Origin of the sequence: Streptomyces sp. NPDC020422 (assembly GCF_044386705.1) — a bacterium.
Taxonomy (GTDB): Bacteria; Actinomycetota; Actinomycetes; order Streptomycetales; family Streptomycetaceae; genus Streptomyces.
In genome coordinates this window covers 72,414-93,602 of record NZ_JBIRVJ010000010.1, presented here as the reverse complement: position 1 = coordinate 93,602, position 21,189 = coordinate 72,414, and the positions used below count along the sequence as shown (strand labels likewise).

The window sequence follows — 21,189 nt, the reverse complement described above, 5'->3', positions numbered from 1 at the left end:
GTTTATCCCCGCGCGGCACGATTCTCTTGTCGATCCGTCGCGTCGGGGGGCAGACGGGTCACCGGCAAGGCCGTCACTGCTGGCAACTAGGGTGAGCGGCCACGAGAGATCCGTCCGGCTGGTCACGGGGGAGCGGCCGGACGGATCGAGCGCCGCATCCCCAACCATCAGACGCAGGAGCTGACGAGATGAGCAACCCGATCGAGCAGGACCCGGTCGTCAAGCCTCAGGACATGCACGCCACCGGCGGCACCGAGAGCGGGATCACCACCAAGGACATGCACGCCACGTCCGAGCCCGCGATCGATGCCATCACCGCGAAGGTCACGGGCAAGAAGGACGAGATCACCACCCTGGACATGCACGCCACGTCCGAGCCGGCCAAGCCGACCATCTGAACCGCACACCACGGGGACGGTTCCGGAGGCGCCATCGGGGGAGTCGCCGGGGCCGTGGTCGTCCGCAGGGAAACGCCGCACCGGTTCGGGGGACGCCCCCGGTCCGGGGGGATCCGGGGGCACGGTCCGGTGCGGTGGGCGTGGGCGATCGTAGGACGGAGGGGCCGGGTTCACGCCCGGCCCCTCCGCCGCACGTCGGACGGTCGCGGGCCGCGCCGTCGGGCCGCGCGGACCTGACGAAGTACACCGGCCGGGCTCGTACCCGCGTTCGAGTTCCACGATGATCGATCACGTCCCGGACGGCAGGCGGTGGGGACCGTCCGCCCCACCGGGACGAGGCACGCCACGCGCGCGCAGGGGGGAGGGCCTGGACCGGCACAACCGGTCCAGGCCCTTTGGCGTCCGCCGGGGTCAGCGGGCCCGCAGCGCCCCCTTCACCACCTTGCCGCTCGCGTTGCGCGGCAGCTCGGAGACGAACTCGACCTCGCGCGGGACCTTGTAGTTGGCCATCTCGCGGCGGGACCAGGCGATCAGGTCGTCGGCGGTCACCCGGGCGCCCGGGCGGCGGACCGCGAAGGCCTTGCCGACCTCGCCGAGGCGGGGGTCCGGGATGCCGATGACGGCGACGTCGGCGATGTCCGGGTGGAGTCCGAGGAGCTGCTCGATCTCCGCCGGGTAGGCGTTGAAGCCGCCGACGATGAACATGTCCTTGATCCGGTCGGTGATGCGCAGGTTGCCGGCCGGGTCCAGGACGCCGACGTCGCCCGTGTGCAGCCAGCCGTCCTCGTCGATCGCCGCGGCCGTCGCCTCCTCGTCCTCGAAGTAGCCGCGCATCACGTTGAAGCCGCGGACCAGGACCTCGCCCGAGGAGGAGAGGCGGAGCTCCGTACCAGGGATCGGGCGGCCCGAGGTGCGCGCGATCACCTCCGCCGGATCGCCGCGGCGGCACATCGTGACGATGCCGCTCGCCTCGGAGAGGCCGTACGCCGTGAGGACCGTGCCGACGCCCAGCTCGCTCCGGAGCCGTTCGACCAGCTGCAGCGGGACCACCGCGGCGCCGGTGACGACCAGGCGCAGGGTCGACAGGTCGTGGGAGCCGCGGGAGGGGTGGTCGAGCAGGGACTGGTGGAGGGTGGGCGGGCCCGGGAGGACCGAGACGCGTTCCGCCGCGATGTTGGCGAGGACCGTGTCCACGTTGAAGACCGGCTGCGGGATCATCACCGCCCCGCGCTGGAGGCAGGCGATGACTCCGGCCTTGTAGCCGAAGGTGTGGAAGAAGGGGTTCACGATGAGGTAGCGGTCGCCCTCCCTGAGTCCGGCCAGCTCGCTCCACGCCGCGTAGCAGCGCAGGGTCTGTTCGTGGGTGATGACGGCGCCCTTGGGGCGGCCGGTGGTGCCGGAGGTGTAGATGATGTCCGAGGGGGCCGAGGAGGGGATCGACCCGGCCCTCGACCACACCTGTGCCGCCGGGACCTCGTTGCCCTCCGAGAGGAAGGATTTCCAGGTCGTGTAGCCGGCGTCGTCCGGTGCCGTGTCGCCGAAGACCACCACCCGCTCCAGATCCGGCAGTTCCACCCCGGCCCGGCGCAGCGAGGCCACGTAGGAGGTGCCGAGGAAGGTGCCGGTGACGAAGAGCAGGCGGGCCCGGGACCGGGCCAGTACGTCCGCCGCCTCCGCACCCTTGAAGCGGGTGTTGAGCGGGACGAGCACCGCGCCCGCCGTCACCGCGCCGAGCGCCGAGACGATCCAGTCGAGGGTGTTGGGGGCCCAGATGCCGACCCGGTCCCCCGCCCGGATCCCGGCGGCCAGGCACGCCGCCGCCGCGCGCTCGACGCGCTCGCCGAGCTCGGCGTACGAGATCCGGGTGCGGCCGTCGACGACCGCCTCGCGCGGCCCGTAGCGCTCGGCCGCCCAGCGCACCAACTCCGGTATCGAGTCAGGTATCGAGCCGTACTCCGGCGTCATCGTCCACCCCTCCCGTAGCTGACTATCCGTCAGATTAGCTGTAGCCTGACGCGCTGTCAGCAGTGCTGCCGTGCCGGGAGGACCTCGTGCTCAAGGACGCAACAGCCATCGTCGGGATAGGCCAGACCCCCTTCGCCAAACAGCTCCCGGAGTCCGAGAAGGCCCTCGCCTGCCGGGCGATCCTCGCCGCCCTCGACGACGCCGGAATCGCCCCCTCCGAGGTCGACGCCTTCGCCTCGTACACCATGGAGGAGACCGACGAGGTCGAGGTGGCGAAGGCCATCGGGGCAGGCGACGTCACCTTCTTCAGCAAGGTCGGATACGGCGGCGGCGGTTCCTGCGCCACCGTCGGACACCTCGCCGCCGCCATCGCCGCCGGACAGGCGACCGTCGGCGTCGCCTGGCGGTCCCGCAAGCGCGGCAGCGGGCCGCGCCCCTGGAAGAACACCGCCGTCCAGCTGCCCACCCCCGGCCAGTGGACCCGCCCCTTCGGGCTGCTCCGCCCCGCCGACGAGATCGGCATGCTCGCCCGCCGCTACATGCACGAGTACGGCGCCACCCGCGACCACCTCTTCAACGTCGCCCTCGCCTGCCGCAACCGGGCCAACCAGAACCCCGCCGCGATGATGTACGAGCGCCCGCTGACCCGCGAGATGTACATGACCTCCCGCTGGATCAGCGAGCCGCTCTGCCTCTTCGACAACTGCCTGGAGACCGACGGGGCCCTGGCCTGCGTGATCGTCTCCGCCGAACGCGCCCGCGACTGCCGCCAGAAGCCCGTCTACGTGCACTCCGCCGCCCAGGGCCTGCCCGCCCAGCACCACGGCATGGTCAACTACTGGAACGACGACCCGCTCTCCGGACCCGCCTGGACCGCCGCCCGACACCTGTGGAAGCAGGCCGACTTCGGGCCCGACGACGTCGACGTCGCCCAGATCTACGACGCCTTCACCCCCCTCATCCCGCTCTCCCTGGAGGGCTACGGCTTCTGCGGCCGCGGCGAGGGTGCCGCCTTCACCGAGGGCGGCGCCCTGGAACTCGGCGGACGGCTCCCCCTCAACACCGGCGGCGGCGGCCTCTCCGAGGCCTACGTCCACGGCTTCAACCTCATCAACGAGGGCGTCAAACAGCTCCGCGGCAGCTCCACCGCCCAGGTCCCCGACGCCGCCACCTGCCTGGTCACCGCCGGCGAGGGCGTCCCCACGTCCGCCATCCTGCTGAGGAGCTGAGACCCATGGCCCTGCTCACCCCCGTCACCGACGAGGACGGCGCCCCCTTCTGGGAGTACGCCGCCCGCGGCGAGCTCCGTGTCCAGGCCTGCGCGGCCCCCGACTGCGGCGAACTCCGCTTCCCGCCCCGCCCCTGCTGCCCGCACTGCCAGTCCTTCGACAGCGAGTGGCGCCTCATGTCCGGCCGCGGCCGGATCTGGTCCTACGTCATCCCCCACCCGCCGCTGCTCCCCGACTACGCCGCCCAGGCCCCGTACAACGCGGTCCTCGTCGAGCTCTCCGACGCCCCCCGCATCCGCCTCGCCGGCAACGTCGTCGCCGCCCCCGACGCCCCGCTGAACTCCGTCGACCCGGCCCGGCTGCGGATCGGCGCGGCCGTACGGGTGGCGTTCGCCGAGATCGACGGGGCCGTCGTGCCGCGCTGGCTGCTGGAGCGCGGATGACCGGGCCGGACACCCCCGGGATCCGCGTCGAGCGGGACAAGGAGACCGGCGTCGCCGTCGTCACCCTCGACCGGGCCGACAAGCACAACGCCCTCACCCTGGAGATGGCCGGCGCGCTCGCCGCGGCCTGGCGGGGCTTCCGCTACGAGGACGAGGTCCGCGCCGTCGTCGTCACCGGCGCCGGCCGCCGGGCCTTCTGCACCGGCATCGACCGCACGGCCGCCGCCGACGTGCCGCAGCCCCCCTCGCCGTACACCATCGACGACCCGCTGCTCACGATCGGCCCCAAGGCCAACGACCTGTGGAAACCGGTGATCGCCGCGGTCGAGGGAATGGCCTGCGGCGGGGCGTTCTACCTGCTCGGCGAGGCCGAGTTCCTGGTGGCCGGCGAGGACGCGAGCTTCTTCGACCCGCACACCTCCTACGGCATGGTCTCCGCCTTCGAGACCATCCACATGGCGCAGCGGATGCCGTACGGGGAAGTCGCCCGGATGGCCCTCATGGGCACCGCCGAACGGGTCTCCGCCCGGCGCGCGTACGAGACCGGCCTGGTCTCCGAGCTGACCGCCCCCGGCGGCGCGCTCGCCGCCGCCCGGGACGCCGCCGCCGTCATCGCCTCCTACCCCACCGAGGCCGTCCAGGGGACCGTCCGGGCCCTGTGGTCGGCCAGGGAGGCCGCCCGCGCCCAGGCGCTCGCCCACGCGCCGCACCTGGTCACCCTGGGGAACCTGCCGGCGAAGCGGCAGGCCGAGCTGTTCACGAGGAGGACGACGGGCTACCGGACGCGGTAGGGGTGGGCGTGGGGGTGTCCGCGGTCTGCTTGCGCACGTCGTAGACGTAGCAGTTCCTGACCTGGTCGACGGCCCGCGGGTTCTTCATCGCGACCTCGAAGTCCTTCGACTCCTCGGCCCCGACCGCGACCCGGGTCTCGACCCGGTCCACCGCCGAACCGGTCCTGCCCTTGAACTCCAGGGTCACCACATAGGTCCCCGCGGACCAGCCGTCGCGCGTCACGATCCGCAGGGTGGCGGTGGTGTCGGCCTTCCGGGCCGGCTTGCCCTTGCGCTTCTTCTGCGCGGGCTTCACGCAGTCGACCACGACGACCTCGACGCCGCCCTTCGGGTACGCGCTGCCCGAGGCGGTGGGGCCGGCGGTGGCCGTGGAGCCGCCCGAACCGTCCCCGTCGTAGTCGTCGTAGTCGTCGTTCTTCTTCTTGGAACTGGAGCAGCCGCCGCCGCTGCTCCCGCTGCTGCCGCTCTTGCTCTTGCCCGACTTGCCGCTGCTCTTGCCCGAGCCGTGGCCGCCGCCGTGACCGCCGCTGCTCGTCTGGAAGCCGGTCAGGGCGAGCACCACCACCGTGAGCGTCGCCGCGAGCTTGAGCCGTGTGCGGACCATTCCCCCACCCCGTTCGTTCGTCGTGTGCGCGTCACCCTAGCGAGGCGCCCGCGCCGCGTGGCGGGCCCCCCGCACCCGGCGTAGCGTCGACAGCGAGAGCCCGGACCCGAGGAGGCCGCACGATGATCCGCAACATCGTCGGCTCGGTCCTGGCGCTCGCCGGAGCGACGGCCGCCGTCTGGAGCCCCTTCCGTGCCTGGTACGACGGCCGTCACGGGCGCGACTATCCGATCGACGACCTCTTCACCGGCATCACCGACGCCAAGGCCGAGGTCATCGGCTCGATCCTGCTGCCCTTCGCCTTCGCCGCGCTGCTGACCCTGCTCGGCGTCGTCCTGCGCTCCCGGCTGCTCGTCGCCCTGGCCGGGGTGGTCGTGCTCGGCTTCACCATCCTGTGGATGGTGCGGGTCGGACAGGCCGAGGGAAGCCTGACCGTCGGGGGCGACGGCCGCGGCCTCGGCGACGGCGTCGCCAACGCCTTCGGCGGCGGGGTGCTGCTGCTCCTGGGCGCGGTCGTGATGTCGGGCCGTCGGCGCCGCACCACCCGGGTGGACCAGCCGTACGCGCCGACCCACCCGACCCTCGACGGACAGCCGCAGCCGGACCGGCCGTCCGAGCGGACGCAGACCGCCGGTCCGTACGCCTACGGGCCGCCGGACGAGCCCCCGTCGTACCCGCAGTCGCCGGACGACACCCGGTCGTACCCGCAGCCGCCGGGCCGCGACGAGGCCTCCCCGCCCCCGTCGCCCCCGGGCGGCCGGGCGTAGCCGCCGGGGGCCCGAGGAGGAGCCGTCGCCTAGGCGCCCCGGTTGGTCGCCGTCCCCTTCACCGCGTCCAGCGCGTACACACAGCGGTCCTTGCTGCACGCGTACACGACGCCGTTCCTGGCCACCGGCGAACCGGTGATCTCGCCGCCCGTCGCCAGCTTCCAGCGCAGCTGGCCGCCGGTCGCGTCCAGCGTGTAGAGGACGTGGTCGGCCGAGCCGAAGTGCACCCGGCCGTCCGCGACGACCGGCGTGCCGATCAGCTCGCCACCCGCCGCGAACCGCCACTTCGGGGTGCCGGTGACCGCGTCGAGCGTGTAGAGCGCGCTGCCGCTGCCGACATGGACGTTGCCCGCGGCGACGAGGACCGGCTCCAGGGACTGGCGGGGCTCGGTGGCGATCCGCCAGCGGTCCTTGCCGGTGGTCGCGTCGAGTGCGTACACCGTGCCCAGGTGGTCGGCGAGGTAGACCCCGCCGCCGGTCACGGCCGGGCCCGGCGCGAAGGCCGGCGGCGAGAGGAAGACGGCCGGCGCCTCGAAGTGCCAGCGGACGTGCCCGCTCGCGATGTCGACGGAGAGCACCCGGGTGCCGGCCGAGATGTACACACAGCCGTCCTCGGCCGGGGCCACCCGGACCGGCACCTGCGCACAGGAGGCGGCGTCGCCGATCGGGTACGACCAGCGCTCGACGCCGGTCCGGGCGTCGAGCGCCTGGAGCCGGGCGTCGCGCCACACGTACACGGTGTCGCCGTGCACGAAGGGCCCGCCCTCGGGGGTCTCGAAGTCCGTCTGGGCGCCGGTGATCTCCCACAGCTTGGCGCCGTTGGAGGCCTCCCAGCCCTGGACGCCGCCGCCACGGGTGCCGGTGACGACGGTGCCGCGGTCCACCTGGAGGGAGTACACCCAGGCGTCCGTGTGCAGCCGCCAGCGCTCGCTGCCGTCGAGGGCGTCGAGCGCGTACAGCGTCGGCCCGTCGGAGGCGTGGATCCGGCCCCCGGCGACCGCCATGGACCAGGCGACGTCCCGCGTCTTGAACTGGCGCCGGCCGCTCGCCGTGTCCAGGGCGTGCACCTCGAAGGAGGTGACGTAGAGCAGGTCGCCGTCGACGACGGGGGTGCCCCAGACGTCGTTGGACATGCGGAAGCGCCAGGGCCGCCAGTGGCCGGGCGCCTCGGGGGCCGGCTGGGGCTGCTGCGCCTCGGGGGCCTGGGCGGGGGCGGGCAGCGGGCGGGAGCCCGGCGGCGGGCCGGGCTCGGTGCCGGCGGAGCCGCCGGGCGGGCGGATCCAGCCGGTGGCGGTGCCCGCGGCGGCGCCGAGGCCCAGGCCGACGGCGGCACGGGTGTCGGCGACCCGGGGGCCGGGGCCGATGGGCACGGCGGCGCCGGCGAGCCGTACGGGCCCGCCGTCGGGCACCGGGGCGGCCGCGGGTCCGGCGTGCCGCCCGCCGCCCGGCTGACCGGCGGGCCGGTCGGAGGGCCGGTCGGAGGGCCGGTCGGAGCGGGGGTCGCCGCCCCAGTCGGCGGGCCCCCGGGGCGGGCGCGGCGGCATCGGCGGGTCGGCCGGGGGCGGGGTGGGGCGCCCGCCTCGGCGCGCCTCGATCATCGCGGTGGCACGCTGCGGCAGCCAGGCCGCCGCCGTGCCGCTGTCGTCGCTGCCGGAGCCGAAGAGGTGCGGGGCGAGCTGGGCCTGGAGGTCGGCCGGGCTGGGGCGCTTGCTGACGTCCATCTGCATGCAGGAGTCGATCAGCGGGCGCAGCTCGTCCGGCAGCCCCTCCAGGTCGGGGCCCTCGCGCAGCAGCATGAAGACGGTCTCGACGGGGTTGGCCCCGTGGAAGGGCGCGTGCCCGGTCGCGGCGAACACCAGCATCGAGCCCAGCGAGAAGACATCGCTCGCGCCGGTGACGCTGCGCGAGTCGCGGGCCTGCTCGGGAGACATGTAGGCCGGGGTGCCGACGGCGACGTTGGTCATGGTCAGGCGCGTGTTGGAGACGCCGGACGCGATGCCGAAGTCGATCACCCGGGGGCCGTCCTCGACGACGAGGACGTTGGAGGGCTTGAGGTCGCGGTGGACGAGCCCGGCGCCGTGGATGGACTGCAGGGCCTCGGCGACGCCGGCCGCGAGCCAGCGCACCGCCTGGGCCGGGAGCGGCCCGCACTCGTTCACTATCTCTTCGAGGGAGGGCGCCGGCACGTACGCGGTGGCCAGCCACGGCACGGCGGCCCGCGGATCGGCGTCCACGACGGCCGCGGTGTAGAAGCCGGAGACGGCCCGCGCGGCCTCCACCTCACGGGTGAAGCGGACACGGAACAGCTGGTCCTCGGCGAGCTCCGTCCGCACGGTCTTGATCGCCACGCGCCGCCCGGACGCCGAGCGCGCGAGATAGACGAGGCCCATTCCGCCCGCGCCGAGCCGGCCCAGCACCTCGAAGGGCCCGATCCGTCTCGGGTCGTGCTGCGTCAGCTGCTCCACTTGCCTGCCACCTCCCCGTAGGGCCATGAGGGTACGGCCCCGTGGACCCTGATTGTTCCTGTCCGGGGCGGTGGTTGCGAACCCGGGGGCGGATCGGGGTGTCCTACCTCATATCACCGTTCGGTCCCGGGGCCGTTACGACGGCTCCGAGAGGACGGCGAAACGGGCGCCCTGGTTGTCGTGGAGGACGGCGATCCGGCCGTGGGGGGTGTCGAAGGGGTCGGTGGCGACCCGCCCGCCGAGGCGGACGGCGGTGGCGCAGGCCTCGTCGCAGTCGCGGACGGCGAAGTAGACGAGGACGTGGCCGGGCATCTCGGCGGGGAAGGCGTCGGTGATGACGGCGCGGCCGCCGAAGGCGGTGTCGTCGCCGGGGCGCGAGCCGGGCGGGGACCAGACGCGGTAGTCGAAGGCGTCGCCGCGGCCCTCGGCGGCGGGGTCGGCCTGGCTGCCGAGCCAGCCGAAGACGGTGGCGTAGAAGGTGTCGACCGCCTCGGGCTCCCGGGTGTAGACCTCCATCCAGCAGAAGGCGCCGGGTTCGTTGACGGTCTCGAAGCCGTCGTCGTCGCCGGACTGGCGCAGTCCGAAGACGGCGCCGCCGGGGTCGGCGGCCAGGGCCCGGACGCCGAAGGGGCCGACGGGGTAGGGGTCCATCACCATCTGGCCGCCGGCGGCCTTGATCCGGGCGGCGACGGTGCCGGCGTCGGAGGTGGCGAGGTAGACGGTCCAGGTGGTGGGCATCCGGCCGTCCCGCTTGGGGAGCAGCCCGGCGACCCGCTTGCCGTCGAGGAGGGCCTCGTCGCGGTCGGGGTCGAAGCCCCAGCCGAGGAGTTCGCCGTAGAAGCGCTTGCCCGCCTCGAGGTCGGGGAGCTGCGCGTCCACCCAGCAGGGGGTGCCCTGTGTGTATACCGCCATGGCCCCACGCTAGGGTCCGTCCTTCCGGACCGCACCCCCCTAAAAACGAACATATGAGCCTTTAGGAGGGCGGGAGGCCTTGTCCCGCAAGGGTTCCCGCCGGGTTGTCCACCGAAGTTGTCCACAGGCTGTTAATAAGCCTATCGGGGTTGGGGGACGCGACGGAGGGTCTCGGCGGAGGTCTCGGCAGGGGTCTCGGCAGGGGTCTCGGCAGGGGTCTCCGCGGAGGGCCGTGCCGGGCTGCCGCCGGGCTGTGGCCAGGGTGTCGCCGGGCCGGCGCGGGGCCGCCGCAGGGCCGCCGCAGGGCCGCCGCAGGGCCGCCGCAGGGCCGCCGCAGGGCCGCCGTGGGGGCCCGATACCCATTTGCAGTCGGCCGAATCGCGCGCCGATCACCCCTCGGTAAGCTGACGGCATGACAGGACAAGTACGCACCGTCGACGGCCGCGTGGCCGGACGACGCGGCCAGGCGACCCGGCAGAAGCTGCTGGACTGCCTCGGCGAGATGCTCAGCTCCTCGCCCTACCGGGACGTCAAGGTCATCGATGTGGCCCGGAAGGCGGGCACTTCACCCGCGACGTTCTACCAGTACTTCCCGGACGTCGAGGGCGCCGTCCTCGAGATCGCGGAGGAAATGGCCAAGGAGGGCGCGGGGTTGACCGATCTGGTCTCCGGCCGCTCCTGGGTCGGCAAGGCCGGTTGGCAGACCTCCGAGGAACTCGTCGAGGGGTTCCTGGACTTCTGGCGGCGGCACGACGCGATCCTGCGGGTGGTGGACCTCGGGGCCGCGGAGGGCGACAAGCGGTTCTACAAGATCCGCATGAAGATCCTGAACTCGGTCACCAACTCCCTGACGGACGCGGTGAAGGAGCTCCAGTCGAAGGGCAAGGTCGACAAGGACGTCAGCCCCGCGGCGATGGCGGGCTCGCTGGTGGCGATGCTGGCGTCGGTCGCCGGCCACCAGAAGGGCTTCCAGACCTGGGGTGTGAAGCAGGCCGAACTCAAGCCGAACCTCGCCCTGTTGGTGCACCTGGGGATCACGGGCAAGAAGCCGACGAAGTAGCCCCCTCCCGGTGAGCCCGCGGGCTCCCTTCACCCGTCCTGTCGCGCCGGCGGCGGTCCCGCAAGTCGTACGCAGTCGTACGCACGGGGCTGCCGCCGGCGTTCTTTCACGCCCGGGTCAGCCGGAAGAGCCGGATCTCCCGCTCGATCCGCGCCTGGTACGTCGCGTACGGCGGCCAGAACTCCAGCGCCGCCCGCCAGGCCGCCGCCCGCTCCTGTCCCGTGAGCAGCCTGGCCCGTACGGGGAAGCTCTCGCCGCGCCAGCTGATCTCGGCGTCCGGGTGGGCGAGCAGGTTGGCGGTCCAGGCCGGGTGCCCCGGGCGGCCGAAGTTGGAGCCGATCAGCAGCCAGGTCCCGGCCTCCGGCTCCGGCATGCAGGCGAGCGGGGTCACCCTCGGCCGTCCGGACTTCGCGCCCTTGGCGGTGAGGACCACACCGGGCAGCATCCGGGCGCTCAGCATCACCTTTCCCCGGGTCAGCCGGTGCACGGCCTTGTCCATCGCGGGGATGAAGTGCGGGGCGACCCTGGCGAAGGCGCGGGTGGAGGACACCTTCTGCATCATCCGCAGTCCGATCGGCATTCAGGCCACCTCTCCGAAGAGTCCGCTGCGTTCGGCCGCGTGCGCGCGCAGCCGGTGGGCGGGGCCGAAGAGGAGCTCGTCCGCGGCCGCGCGCTTGAAGTAGAGGTGGGCGTCGTGCTCCCAGGTGATGCCGATGCCGCCGTGCAGCTGGACGGTCTCGGCGGCGGCCGCGCGGAGCGCTTCGAGGGCCTGGGCGAGGGCCGGCGCGCCGGCCTCCGGTTCGGCGTCGTCGAGGGCGGCGCAGAAGGCGAGCGAGCGCGCGGACTCGACCTGGACGAGGAGGTCGGCGAGGCGGTGCTTGACCGCCTGGAAGGAGCCGACGGGCCGCCCGAACTGCTCGCGGGTGCCGACGTACTCGACGGTGCGGTCGAGGGCGGCGCGGGCGGCGCCGACCGCCTCGGCGGCGAGCGCGACGGCGGCGGTGCGCCCGGTCGCGGCGAGCGCGGCGAGGGCGGCGGCCGGCTCGGCCTCTTCGGCTCCGAGCAATTCGGCTCGGACGTCCCGGAGTTGGACGGTGGCCTGGGAGCGGGTGACGTCGAGCGCGGGCTGCCGCTGCCGCACCAGGCCGGCGACGCCCTCCGCGGCCCGCACGAGGAAGAGCAGGGTGCGGCTGCGCGGGAAGCCTCCGGCGTGGGCGGCGACCAGGAGCAGCCCGGCGCTGTGCCCGTCGAGGACGTGGACGGCCTCGCCGTACAGCGACCAGGGGGCGTCGTCGCCCGCGGTCCGGGTCGCCTGGACGCCGCCGGAGCGTCCGCCGCCCGCCCAGGGCTCGGCCGCGTTGTCGCCGGTGAGCCCGAGGGCGAGCGGGAGCGAGCCGCCGGGCAGGGCGAGGGCGCAGGTCAGCGAGCCGTCGGCGATCCGGGGCAGCAACTCGGCGCGCTGCCGTTCGGTGCCGAGGGCGGCGATCAGCGGGGCGACGAGGACGGCGGTGGCGATCAGCGGCGAGGGGACGAGGGCCCGGCCGGTCTCCTCGCAGGCGAGGGCGAGTTCGGCGGGGCCGCAGCCGACTCCCCCGTACTTCTCGGGCAGCGCGAGTCCGGGCAGGCCGAGGGTGCCGGCCATGGTGGCCCAGAGCCCGGTGTCGTAGCCCTCGGGGGTCGCGACGGCGGCGCGGATCTCGGCCGGCCCGGCCCGCTTGACGAGGAGTTCGCGCAGGGTCCTGCGGATCTCCTGCTGCTCTTCGGTGACGGCGGCGGTACGCATGGGGCTCCCCTCCGTAACTGACGGGCCGTCATGTTAGAGGGGCGGGCGCCAGAAGCACAGCCCGCAACACCCGCACGAGCCCACCGGATCGCGACTATCTGATGTACCGTCAGATTCATGCCCACCACCTCAGGGGACCGCCGTCGCCGCGTCGCCGTCGTCGGCATATCCCTCTCCGACTGCGGCCGCGTCGACGAGGCCACTCCCTACGCCCTGCACGCCCAGGCCGCCCGCCGCGCCCTCGCGGACAGCGGGCTCGACCGCTCGGTGATCGACGGCCTCGCCTCGGCCGGCCTCGGCACCCTCGCCCCGGTGGAGGTCGCCGAATACCTGGGGCTCCGGCCCCGCTGGGTGGACTCGACCGCCGTCGGCGGCGCCACCTGGGAGGTCATGGCGGCGCACGCCGCCGACGCCATCGCGACCGGCCGCGCCAACGCCGTCCTGCTGGTCTACGGCTCCACCGCCCGCGCCGACATCAAGGCCCGCCGGCGCACCTCCAACCTCTCCTTCGGCTCCCGCGGGCCGCTCCAGTTCGAGGTGCCGTACGGCCACACCCTGATCGCCAAGTACGCGATGGCCGCCCGCCGCCACATGCACGAGTACGGCACGACCCTGGAGCAGCTGGCCGAGGTGGCCGTCCAGGCGAGGGCCAACGCCGCGCTCAATCCGGAGGCGATGTTCCGGACCCCGATCACGGTCGACGAGGTGCTCGGCGGCCCGATGATCGCGGACCCGTTCACCAAGCTGCAGTGCTGCATCCGCAGCGACGGCGGCTGCGCGGTGCTGCTGGCGGCGGAGGAGTACGTGCCGGACACGGCGAAGGCGCCGGTCTGGGTGCTGGGCACCGGCGAGTACGTCTCGCACACGACGATGTCGGAGTGGGAGGACTTCACGGTCTCCCCCGCGGCCGCCAGCGGCCGGCTCGCCTTCGAGCGGGCGGGGGTGACCCCGGCCGACATCGAACTGGCCGAGATCTACGACGCGTTCACCTATATGACCCTGGTGACCCTGGAGGACCTGGGCTTCTGCGCCAAGGGCGAGGGGGGCGCGTTCTTCGAGGAGAAGGGGCGCGAGGACCGCCTCCCGGTCAACACGGACGGCGGTGGCCTCTCGGCCTGCCACCCGGGGATGCGGGGCCTGTTCCTCCTGGTCGAGGCGGTGCGCCAGCTGCGCGGCGAGGCGCCGGGGCTCCAGGTGCGCCGCCGGGACGGCTCCCTGCCGGAGCTGGCGGTGGCGTCGGGGACGGGGGGCTGGTTCTGCTCGTCGGGGACGGTGGTGCTGGGACGGGGCTGACCCCCCACCCCGTCCCACACGACCTCGCCCCCCTCCCTGGCCCCCTTCGCCCCTCCCCCTTCCCCCCCTCCCCCTTCCCTCGCGATCTATACAAGCGTCATAGACAGACGTGTAGGACATCCGTATAGTCATGTGTACGGGGCCGGAGACGGCCCCGCACCACCCGACAAGGAGTCCTGCCATGCGTACCGTCCTGATCTCCGGCGCCTCGATCGCCGGCCCCGCCCTCGCCCTCTGGCTGCACCGCTACGGGTTCGCCCCGACCGTCGTCGAGAAGGCCCCCGCCCTGCGCACCGGCGGCTACAAGGTCGACCTGCGCGGCGACGCCATCGAGATCTGCGCGCGGATGGGCATCCTCGACGAGGTGCGCGCCGCCTCCACGGACATGGACGGCGGTTCGTACGTCGACGCGCAGGGCCGCACCGTCGGCGAGCTGCCCGCCGAGATCTTCGGCGGGCGGGAGGAGCAGGACGACGAGATCATGCGCGGCGACCTGGCGCGCATCCTCCACGACAAGACCCGGGAGGACGTCGAGTACGTCTTCGGCGACTCCGTCGCCTCCCTGCACGACGACGGGGAGGGCGTCGACGTCGTCTTCGAGAGCGGCACCCGGCGCCGCTTCGACCTGGTGGTGGGCGCGGACGGGATGCACTCGCACACCCGGCGCCTGGTCTTCGGCGACGAGCGCCGCTTCCGGCAGCACCTCGGCGCGTACATCTCGATCTTCACGGGCCCGGACCGGCTGGGGCTGACCCGCTGGGAGACCTACCACGCCCGCCCGAACAAGCTGGTCTCCGTCTACAGCACCTCCGGCGAGAGCGCCGGCACCGCCAAGAACTGCTTCGTCTTCGCCTCGCCCGCCGAGCTCGCGTACGACCACCGCGACGGCACCGCGCAGAAGCGCCTGCTGGCCGAGGCCTTCGCGGGCGACGACTGGGAGATCCCGCGGCTGATCGCGGACGCGGCGGACGCCGACGACTTCTACTTCGACCAGATCGCCACGATCCGCATGGACCGCTGGTCGAGCGGCCGGGTCGTCCTGCTCGGCGACGCCGCCCACTGCACCTCCCCCGCCTCGGGCCAGGGCACGGGCCTCGCCCTGACCGGCGCCTACGTCCTGGCGGGCGAGCTCGCGGCGGCGGGCGGGGACCACGTGGCGGCCTTCGCGGCGTACGAGGCGGCGATGCGGCCGGGCGTGGAGCTCAACCAGCGCTTCGCGGAGAAGATGGCCAAGGAGATGACGGTCGCGTCCCGCCGGAAGATCGCGCTGCGGATGTTCCTGGTGCGGACGCTGCCGAAGATGCCGTGGAAGAACGTGATCGCGCGCAAGATCCGCGAGGAGATCCAGCGGGCCGCGCACGCGGTGCCGGTGAAGGAGTACGCGAAGTACGAGACGCTCCGGGCGGTTTGAACTGGTTCGAAATCGCTTCCGGTGCGGATGAGGCCCCTGTTACGATCGCGCCTTCGGACGGGAAGTGCCGGAGGGGGCCGCGCGGGGCACGCGCGAACGAAGGCCACCCGTCCCTGCCTGATCAGGCTTCCGGAGGGGAACCACCTTGCAGTCACACGTCCGTGTGCGTACGCGCAGAGCGCTTGCCACCGCCACGACCCTCGCCATCGCCGCGGGCCTGAGCGCCACGGCCACCGGCCCGGCGACCGCCGCCGACGCGCCGACCACCGTCTCGGACGAGCTCGTGATCCCGAACCCGGGGCGGGACACACCGCGCTGGGACTTCCCCTTCCAGGCCGGGGCCGGCGGCTACGTACACCGCCAGGAGGGCAGCGACAGCGTCCTGTGGACGGACGCGGCCTCGGGAGCGACGAAGACCGTGGCTCCGTCCGCGGCGGGGGGCCACTCCGGTCTCGCCGCCCGCGCGATCGACGGCGGTGTGGAGATCACCGATCTCGCGACCGATCACAAGACGTCGATCCTCCTGCCCGCGGGCCGGTTCTGGGCCGATGCCTTCACCGCCGACAGCGTGCTGGCCGGCACCTACGACGGGGGCCTGCTCACCTCGGCCGCGCTGGTCTCCTCCGTGGACGGCAAGCCTGCCGAGCGCGCGGTGACCGGGCTTCCCGCGGGTCTGAAGGACCTCGTCTCGGAGGCACAGGACTCCCGGGGCGCTCTCCTCACCGACCCGGCCGGCGACCGGGCGTTCTACCTCGACTTCGCGAGCGCCGCCCTCACCGAACTCCCGGCCGCGCTCGCCGGCACCACCTCCTACCGCCTCTCGCCGGGCCACATCCTGAGCCTGAAGGGCTCGGGCACGGTGCTCACCGTGCCCCGGTCCGCCCCCGCCGCCCCGCCGGTGACGACCGTGGCACCGCCCGAAGGCTCCCGGACCCAGGTGGAATTCGCCGTCCTCGGCGACTGGGTGCTCTCCACCGCGCGCGCCGTGGAGGTCGGCTCCCTCACCCCGGCGCTCCGGGCGGTTCCGCTCGGCGGGGGTGCGGCCGTGGACCTGCTGCCGAAGACGACCGGCAGGATCATCGCCGCACCCGACGGCAGCCTCCTCACGGTCGGCGGCACCAGCGCCGACGACTGGGCGGTGCGCCGCATCACCCCCGGGACCGACGGGAAGCCCACGCTCACGACGGTACGCACCGTGCCGGCCGTCCCCCGGCCCCTCACCGACCTCGCGCTCGGCGGCGGCCGGGTCAGCTTCCTGAGCCCCCGCAACGGCTTCGTCCAGCTGCTCGACGTCGACACGAACGGCACGGGCGCCCCGACAACCCCGAAGGTGCGGTTCGGCTTCCCGGCCGGCACCGTCGACGGGCTCGCCTCCCTCGGCGACGGCGACTCCGTGACCTCCTGGGGGACCGCCATCGCCGCCCCCACCACCACCAGCTCCTACAAGTCCTTCTCGCTCCCCGCCCAGGGCACCGTCACCGACGCCGCCGGCCGCTACGTCGTGGCGACCAGCGGCACCAAGACCTACGTCGGCGACCTCGAGAACTTCCACGCGGACGAGCCGTCCGTCCTGCTCACCCTGACCGACTCCCCGGCGGCCGTCTGGGGCACCAAGGCGTGGAAGCCCGCGGCGACCGCGGGCCAGGTCGACTCGTACGACCTGAAGACGAGGACGACCTCGGCGGCCGTCGACCTGGGGTCCGGCTGCCGGCCCACCGAGCTCCAGGCCACGGGCCGCTGGCTGTACTGGGCCTGTGGCGCCACCAAGGCCGGGGTCTACGACCGGACGCTCAAGAAGAGCGTGGCCGTGCCCACCGGCGAGGCGCTGCTCGGCGACGGCTTCGTCGTCCGGCACGAGGGCGACAAGCTGAGGCTGACGGACGCGCTCACCGGTCGGACCACGGACCTCGCGGACCTGCCGGCCTCGGCGTCCGGCTCCGGCCGCAGGACGACCTGGACCGTGGACAAGTTCGGCGGCGACGTGGCGTTCGTCGCGCCGGACACGCAGGAGATCCACCTCAAGCGGACCCCCTTCGCCCCGCAGCCGTTCACGCTGCTCGACGTCAACCAGCGCATGGTCTCCGGCGGCACCAGCGTCCTGCGCTGGCGCATGTCCCGCGCCGTCGGCGCGTGGAGCGTCGAGATCAGGAACTCCGCCGGCAAGGTCGTCCGCACCTACCGCGGCACCGCCGGAAGCGGCGCCGCCGTCGCGGTCGACTGGGACAGCCGTGACGACCTCGGCCGTGGTGTCGAGGACGGCACGTACACCTACGCCATGACCGCGCAGCCCGCAGCGGGCGACGGAGCCGCCATCCGCCGTACCGGAACGGTCGAGGCCTTCGACATCGGCCTCACCACCCTCCCCGGCACCTACTCCCCCGTCACTCCCACCCGCCTCATGGACACCCGCACCGGCCTCGGTGTGCCGAAGGCCGGGGTCGGGGCCGGGAAGACCGTCTCGCTCAAGGTGGCGGGCGTCGGCGGAGTCCCCGCCACGGGCGCGACCGCCGTGGTCCTCCACGTGACCGCGACCAACGCGACCGCCGCGAGCTTCGTCTCCGTCTACCCCTCGGGCACCCGCCAGACCTCGGCGTCGAACCTCAACTTCACGGCCGGCCGGACCGCGGCCAACCTCGTGACCGTCCCGGTCGTCGACGGCTACGTGAAGTTCTACAACCGCGCCGGCACCGTCGACCTCCTCGCCGACGTCGCCGGCTACTACACCGGCGACACCACCGGCTCCGCCTACCGACCCGTCACACCGACCCGGCTGATGGACACCCGCAACGGCACCGGCGTCGCCAAGGCCAAGGTCGGGGCGAACGGCACCGTCACGCTGCCCGTCACCGAGCCGGGGGCGACCGCCGTCGTCATGAACGTGACGGCGACGAACCCGACCGCCACCAGCTTCGTCTCGGTCCACCCGTACGGGACGACCCGCACCGCCGCCTCCAACCTCAACTTCACCGCCGGGCAGACCGTCCCCAACCTCGTCGTCGTCCCGGTCAAGGACGGCAAGGTCACCTTCTACAACAAGTACGGCAGCGTCGACCTCATCGCCGACGTCGCCGGGTACTTCAAGAAGGACACCGGCTCCGTCTTCACCGGCATGCAGCCCAAGCGGCTCATGGACACCCGCAACGGCACCGGCGTCGCCAGGGCGAAGGTGGGAGCGGGCAGGACCGTCAGCCTGGAGGTCGGGGGCAGCTACTCCGCCGTCGTGCTGAACGTGACGGCGACCTCCCCGACCACCACCGGATTCGTCTCCGTCTACCCGTACGGGACGACCCGCACCGCCGCCTCCAACCTCAACTTCACCGCCGGGCAGACCATCCCCAACCTCGTCGTCGTGCCCGTCAGGGACGGCAAGGTCACCTTCTACAACCACTCCGGCACCGTCGACCTGATCGCCGACATCGCCGGCTACTACACGGGCTGACCGACGACGCGCGGGCAGGGCCTCATGATGGGCGGCATGAGCAACGACCAGTCGCCCTTCATCGAGGCCCTGCGGTCGTCCCGGGTCTGGGACACCGAGCTGCCCGCCTTCGACCCCGCCACCGCGCCCGCCGAGCCGCTCCCCCTCTTCCGCGAGTGGTTCGTGTCCGCCGTGGAGGCCAAGGCCGTCGAGCCGCACACCATGGCGCTCGCCACCGCCGACGCGGACGGGCGGCCCGACGTGCGGATCGTGATGCTGCACGACGCCGACGAGCGCGGCTGGCACTTCGCCTCGCACGCCGGCAGCGCCAAGGGGAAGCAGCTCGCCGCCCGGCCCGAGGCGGCGCTCACCTTCTACTGGCCGGTCCAGGGCCGCCAGGTGCGCGTCCGGGGGCGGGTGTCCACCGGCACGCCCGAGGAGGCGTACGCCGACCTCCACGCCCGTACGACCGGCGCCCTCGCCTCCGCGCTCGTCGGGCACCAGAGCGAGGTCCTGGACTCGGCCCGGACCCTCGCCGAGGCGAGCGCCGCCGCCTGGGAGCGGGCCCGGCGGGAGCCGGACGCCGACGCGCCGAGCTGGACGCTGTACGTGGTCGAGCCGAGCGAGGTCGAGTTCTTCCAGGGCGACGAGCAGCGGCGGCACGTCCGGCTGCGGTACCGGCGGAGCGGGACCGCCTGGGTGCGCGAACTGCTCTGGCCCTGAGGGCATGTCACTCGTACATCTCCTCGATCTCCCGCGCGAAGTCCCGCAGCACCGCCCGCCGTCGCAGCTTCAGCGACGGCGTCAGGTGTCCGCTCGCCTCCGACCACTCCCGGGTCAGCACCCGGAAGGCGCGGATCGACTCCGCCCGCGACACCAGCCGGTTCGCCTCGTCGACGGCCCGCTGGACGAGGGCGCGCAGCTCCTCGTCGCGGGCCAGCTCCCACAGGGCGAGGTGGTCCTTGCGGCGCATGTGGCGCCAGTGGAGCAGGCCCTCGTGGTCGAGGGTGATCAGCGCGGTGACGTACGGGCGGCCGTCGCCCAGGACCATGCACTGGGCGACGAGGGGATGGGCGCGCAGCCAGTCCTCCAGGGGCGCGGGGGCCACGTTCTTGCCGGCGGAGGTGACGATGATGTCCTTCTTGCGGCCGGTGATCCGCAGGTGGCCCTCGTCGTCGAGGGCGCCGAGGTCACCGGTCGGGAACCAGCCCTGGTCGGTGTACGGCAGGGCGACCCCGCGCTGGGCGTCCCAGTAGCCGGCGAAGACATGGCCGCCCTTGAGCCAGATCTCCCCGTCGTCGGCGATCCGCACCGCCGTGCCGGGCAGCGGGCGCCCGACGGTGCCCGGGCGCGGCCCCTGCAGGGGGGTGACGGTGGCGGCGGCGGTGGTCTCCGTCAGGCCGTACCCCTCGTAGACCTCGATGCCCGCGCCCGCGAAGAACTCGGCGAGCCGCGCGCCGAGCGGTGAGCCGCCGCTGATGACGTGGCGGACCCGGCCGCCGAGGGCCGCCCGGATGCGGCGGTAGACGAGCGGTTCGTAGAGGGCGTGCGCGGCGCGCAGGCCGAGCGAGGGGCGGGGGTCGTGGCCGTAGCGTTCGGCGACGCGGGCGGCGCGGTCGAAGGAGGCGGCGCGGCCGGCGCGTTCGGCGGTGGCGCGGGCGGTGTGGAAGACCTTCTCCAGGACGTACGGGATGGCGAGCAGGAAGGTCGGGCGGAAGGCGGCCAGGTCGGCGAGGAGTTCGTCGCTCTCGACGGACGGGGTGTGGCCGACCTTGACGCGGGCGCGGACGCAGCCGATGGCGACCATGCGGCCGAAGACGTGGGAGAGCGGGAGGAAGAGGAGGGTGGAGGCGGGTTCCTTGCTCACGGAGCGGAACACCGGGTGCAGCAGCTCGACCGCGTTGTCGACCTCGGCGAGGAAGTTGCCGTGGGTGAGGGCGCAGCCCTTGGGGCGGCCGGTGGTGCCGGAGGTGTAGACGAGGGTGGCGAGGGTCTCGGGGGTGAGCAGCCCGCGGCGGGAGGTGACGGCCTCGTCGGGGACGTGCGCGCCGGCCTTGCGCAGCTGGTCGACGGCGCCGGTGTCGAGCACCCAGAGCTGTCCGAGCGTGGGGAGTTGGCGCCGTTCGGCGGAGACCAGCCGGGCCTGCTGGGGGTCCTCGACGATGCAGGCGGTGGCGCCGGAGTCCTGGAGGATCCAGCGGACCTGGTACGCGGAGGACGTCGGGTAGAGGGGGACGGTGATCAGCCCGGCGGCCCAGGCGGCGAAGTCGATCAGGGTCCACTCGTAGCGGGTGCGGGCCATCAGCGCGAGCCGGTCGCCGGGCCGCAGCCCCTGCGCGATGAGCCCCTTGGCGACGGAGTGCACCTCGGCCGCGAAGGCGGAGGCGGTGATGTCGGCCCAGCCGCCGTCGGGCCGTTTGCGGGCGAAGAGCACCGCCGCGGGTTCCTCGCGGGCGGTGGCGTAGGGCAGGTCGGCGAGCGAGCCGCGGCGGACGGGCGGGACGAGGGCGGGCACGGACGCCTCGCGTACGGTCCCGTCGACGCGGACGAGCGCGGGCTGCGGCGCGGTGGGCGGAGCGAGCGGAGCGGACGGCGGCTCGGAGACGGGCACGTGCGGCTCCTCGGGCGTCGAGAACCGGACAGTAACCTT

The 21,189-nt window shown here is 73.5% G+C and carries 17 protein-coding genes; 10 read left to right on the top strand and 7 right to left on the bottom strand.

The annotated features are described in order from the left end of the window. The first annotated feature begins 188 nt into the window (after positions 1-188). On the top strand, positions 189-398 hold the full coding sequence (locus tag ACH414_RS26700) for a hypothetical protein (protein WP_382541660.1): 210 nt from the start codon (positions 189-191) through the stop codon (positions 396-398). Positions 399-809: 411 nt separating this feature from the next. On the opposite strand, the gene ACH414_RS26695 is transcribed toward ACH414_RS26700, so the two are convergent. Further along, positions 810-2,363: a FadD3 family acyl-CoA ligase gene (locus ACH414_RS26695; RefSeq protein ID WP_398943640.1), complete on the bottom strand. Its 1,554-nt coding sequence runs from the start codon at positions 2,361-2,363 to the stop codon at positions 810-812. Between the two features lie 86 nt (positions 2,364-2,449). On the opposite strand from ACH414_RS26695, the gene ACH414_RS26690 reads away from it, so the two are divergent. The 3 genes from ACH414_RS26690 to ACH414_RS26680 are packed head-to-tail and all read left to right on the top strand — an operon-like array spanning position 2,450 to position 4,826. Next, positions 2,450-3,592: a lipid-transfer protein gene (locus tag ACH414_RS26690; protein WP_386566117.1), complete on the top strand. Its 1,143-nt coding sequence runs from the start codon at positions 2,450-2,452 to the stop codon at positions 3,590-3,592. A gap of 5 nt (positions 3,593-3,597) precedes the next feature. Continuing rightward, positions 3,598-4,035, top strand: coding sequence for a Zn-ribbon domain-containing OB-fold protein (locus ACH414_RS26685; RefSeq protein WP_382541651.1), 438 nt, complete (start codon positions 3,598-3,600; stop codon positions 4,033-4,035). After that, positions 4,032-4,826: an enoyl-CoA hydratase/isomerase family protein gene (locus ACH414_RS26680; protein WP_398943638.1), complete on the top strand. Its 795-nt coding sequence runs from the start codon at positions 4,032-4,034 to the stop codon at positions 4,824-4,826. The genes ACH414_RS26685 and ACH414_RS26680 overlap by 4 nt, the downstream gene beginning before the upstream one ends. Here ACH414_RS26680 and ACH414_RS26675 read toward each other — a convergent pair. Beyond that, complete coding sequence (locus tag ACH414_RS26675; RefSeq protein ID WP_398943636.1) at positions 4,792-5,430, bottom strand: hypothetical protein; 639 nt, start codon at positions 5,428-5,430, stop codon at positions 4,792-4,794. The two genes, ACH414_RS26680 and ACH414_RS26675, sit on opposite strands and share 35 nt — an antisense overlap. A gap of 122 nt (positions 5,431-5,552) precedes the next feature. On the opposite strand from ACH414_RS26675, the gene ACH414_RS26670 reads away from it, so the two are divergent. Then, positions 5,553-6,197 (top strand): hypothetical protein, encoded by a 645-nt coding sequence (locus ACH414_RS26670; RefSeq protein WP_386566113.1) that lies wholly within the window; start codon positions 5,553-5,555, stop codon positions 6,195-6,197. 29 nt (positions 6,198-6,226) lie between these two features. On the opposite strand, the gene ACH414_RS26665 is transcribed toward ACH414_RS26670, so the two are convergent. Both ACH414_RS26665 and ACH414_RS26660 read right to left on the bottom strand, forming a co-directional pair. After that, positions 6,227-8,689, bottom strand: coding sequence for a PQQ-binding-like beta-propeller repeat protein (locus tag ACH414_RS26665; RefSeq protein ID WP_398943634.1), 2,463 nt, complete (start codon positions 8,687-8,689; stop codon positions 6,227-6,229). A 108-nt stretch (positions 8,690-8,797) separates the two neighbouring features. Further along, positions 8,798-9,574 (bottom strand): VOC family protein, encoded by a 777-nt coding sequence (locus ACH414_RS26660; protein WP_398943632.1) that lies wholly within the window; start codon positions 9,572-9,574, stop codon positions 8,798-8,800. Between the two features lie 412 nt (positions 9,575-9,986). On the opposite strand from ACH414_RS26660, the gene ACH414_RS26655 reads away from it, so the two are divergent. Beyond that, positions 9,987-10,634: a TetR family transcriptional regulator gene (locus ACH414_RS26655; protein WP_382541633.1), complete on the top strand. Its 648-nt coding sequence runs from the start codon at positions 9,987-9,989 to the stop codon at positions 10,632-10,634. Positions 10,635-10,740: 106 nt separating this feature from the next. On the opposite strand, the gene ACH414_RS26650 is transcribed toward ACH414_RS26655, so the two are convergent. Next, positions 10,741-11,214 (bottom strand): nitroreductase family deazaflavin-dependent oxidoreductase, encoded by a 474-nt coding sequence (locus tag ACH414_RS26650; protein WP_391769822.1) that lies wholly within the window; start codon positions 11,212-11,214, stop codon positions 10,741-10,743. Beyond that, entirely contained in the window at positions 11,215-12,417 is a 1,203-nt protein-coding gene (locus ACH414_RS26645; RefSeq protein WP_386566108.1) for an acyl-CoA dehydrogenase family protein, read from the bottom strand. It lies immediately after the preceding gene. Positions 12,418-12,534: 117 nt separating this feature from the next. Here ACH414_RS26645 and ACH414_RS26640 point away from each other — a divergent pair, with 117 nt between their 5' ends. The 4 genes from ACH414_RS26640 to ACH414_RS26625 all read left to right on the top strand — a co-directional run bounded on the left by ACH414_RS26640 (position 12,535) and on the right by ACH414_RS26625 (position 19,262). After that, positions 12,535-13,710, top strand: a complete 1,176-nt coding sequence (locus ACH414_RS26640; RefSeq protein WP_398943629.1) for a thiolase C-terminal domain-containing protein — start codon at positions 12,535-12,537, stop codon at positions 13,708-13,710. Between the two features lie 181 nt (positions 13,711-13,891). Next, positions 13,892-15,121 carry an FAD-dependent monooxygenase gene (locus tag ACH414_RS26635; protein ID WP_382541622.1) on the top strand — a complete coding sequence of 410 codons (1,230 nt, stop codon included), beginning with the start codon at positions 13,892-13,894 and terminating at the stop codon, positions 15,119-15,121. 163 nt (positions 15,122-15,284) lie between these two features. Next, a complete protein-coding gene (locus tag ACH414_RS26630) occupies positions 15,285-18,560 on the top strand; it encodes a FlgD immunoglobulin-like domain containing protein (RefSeq protein ID WP_398943626.1) in 3,276 nt (1,091 codons plus the stop codon). 36 nt (positions 18,561-18,596) lie between these two features. Further along, positions 18,597-19,262: a pyridoxal 5'-phosphate synthase gene (locus tag ACH414_RS26625; RefSeq protein WP_382541617.1), complete on the top strand. Its 666-nt coding sequence runs from the start codon at positions 18,597-18,599 to the stop codon at positions 19,260-19,262. Positions 19,263-19,269: 7 nt separating this feature from the next. Here the strand turns inward: ACH414_RS26625 and ACH414_RS26620 are convergent, their stop codons facing one another. After that, the gene (locus tag ACH414_RS26620) at positions 19,270-21,150 is read right to left on the bottom strand and encodes an AMP-dependent synthetase/ligase (protein ID WP_398943624.1); all 1,881 of its coding nucleotides are present in this window, start codon (positions 21,148-21,150) and stop codon (positions 19,270-19,272) included. Positions 21,151-21,189 lie beyond the last annotated feature (39 nt).

Excerpts from the sequence above, each read along its gene's own strand:
- ACH414_RS26625 (WP_382541617.1), top strand. The coding sequence starts at position 18,597 with ATGAGCAACGACCAGTCGCCCTTCATCGAGGCCCTGCGGTCGTCCCGG.
- ACH414_RS26670 (WP_386566113.1), top strand. The coding sequence starts at position 5,553 with ATGATCCGCAACATCGTCGGCTCGGTCCTGGCGCTCGCCGGAGCGACG.
- ACH414_RS26685 (WP_382541651.1), top strand. The coding sequence starts at position 3,598 with ATGGCCCTGCTCACCCCCGTCACCGACGAGGACGGCGCCCCCTTCTGG.
- ACH414_RS26695 (WP_398943640.1), bottom strand. The coding sequence starts at position 2,363 with ATGACGCCGGAGTACGGCTCGATACCTGACTCGATACCGGAGTTGGTG.
- ACH414_RS26680 (WP_398943638.1), top strand. The coding sequence starts at position 4,032 with ATGACCGGGCCGGACACCCCCGGGATCCGCGTCGAGCGGGACAAGGAG.
- ACH414_RS26675 (WP_398943636.1), bottom strand. The coding sequence starts at position 5,430 with ATGGTCCGCACACGGCTCAAGCTCGCGGCGACGCTCACGGTGGTGGTG.
- ACH414_RS26635 (WP_382541622.1), top strand. The coding sequence starts at position 13,892 with ATGCGTACCGTCCTGATCTCCGGCGCCTCGATCGCCGGCCCCGCCCTC.
- ACH414_RS26700 (WP_382541660.1), top strand. The coding sequence starts at position 189 with ATGAGCAACCCGATCGAGCAGGACCCGGTCGTCAAGCCTCAGGACATG.
- ACH414_RS26655 (WP_382541633.1), top strand. The coding sequence starts at position 9,987 with ATGACAGGACAAGTACGCACCGTCGACGGCCGCGTGGCCGGACGACGC.
- ACH414_RS26660 (WP_398943632.1), bottom strand. The coding sequence starts at position 9,574 with ATGGCGGTATACACACAGGGCACCCCCTGCTGGGTGGACGCGCAGCTC.
- ACH414_RS26650 (WP_391769822.1), bottom strand. The coding sequence starts at position 11,214 with ATGCCGATCGGACTGCGGATGATGCAGAAGGTGTCCTCCACCCGCGCC.
- ACH414_RS26665 (WP_398943634.1), bottom strand. The coding sequence starts at position 8,689 with ATGGCCCTACGGGGAGGTGGCAGGCAAGTGGAGCAGCTGACGCAGCAC.
- ACH414_RS26645 (WP_386566108.1), bottom strand. The coding sequence starts at position 12,417 with ATGCGTACCGCCGCCGTCACCGAAGAGCAGCAGGAGATCCGCAGGACC.
- ACH414_RS26640 (WP_398943629.1), top strand. The coding sequence starts at position 12,535 with ATGCCCACCACCTCAGGGGACCGCCGTCGCCGCGTCGCCGTCGTCGGC.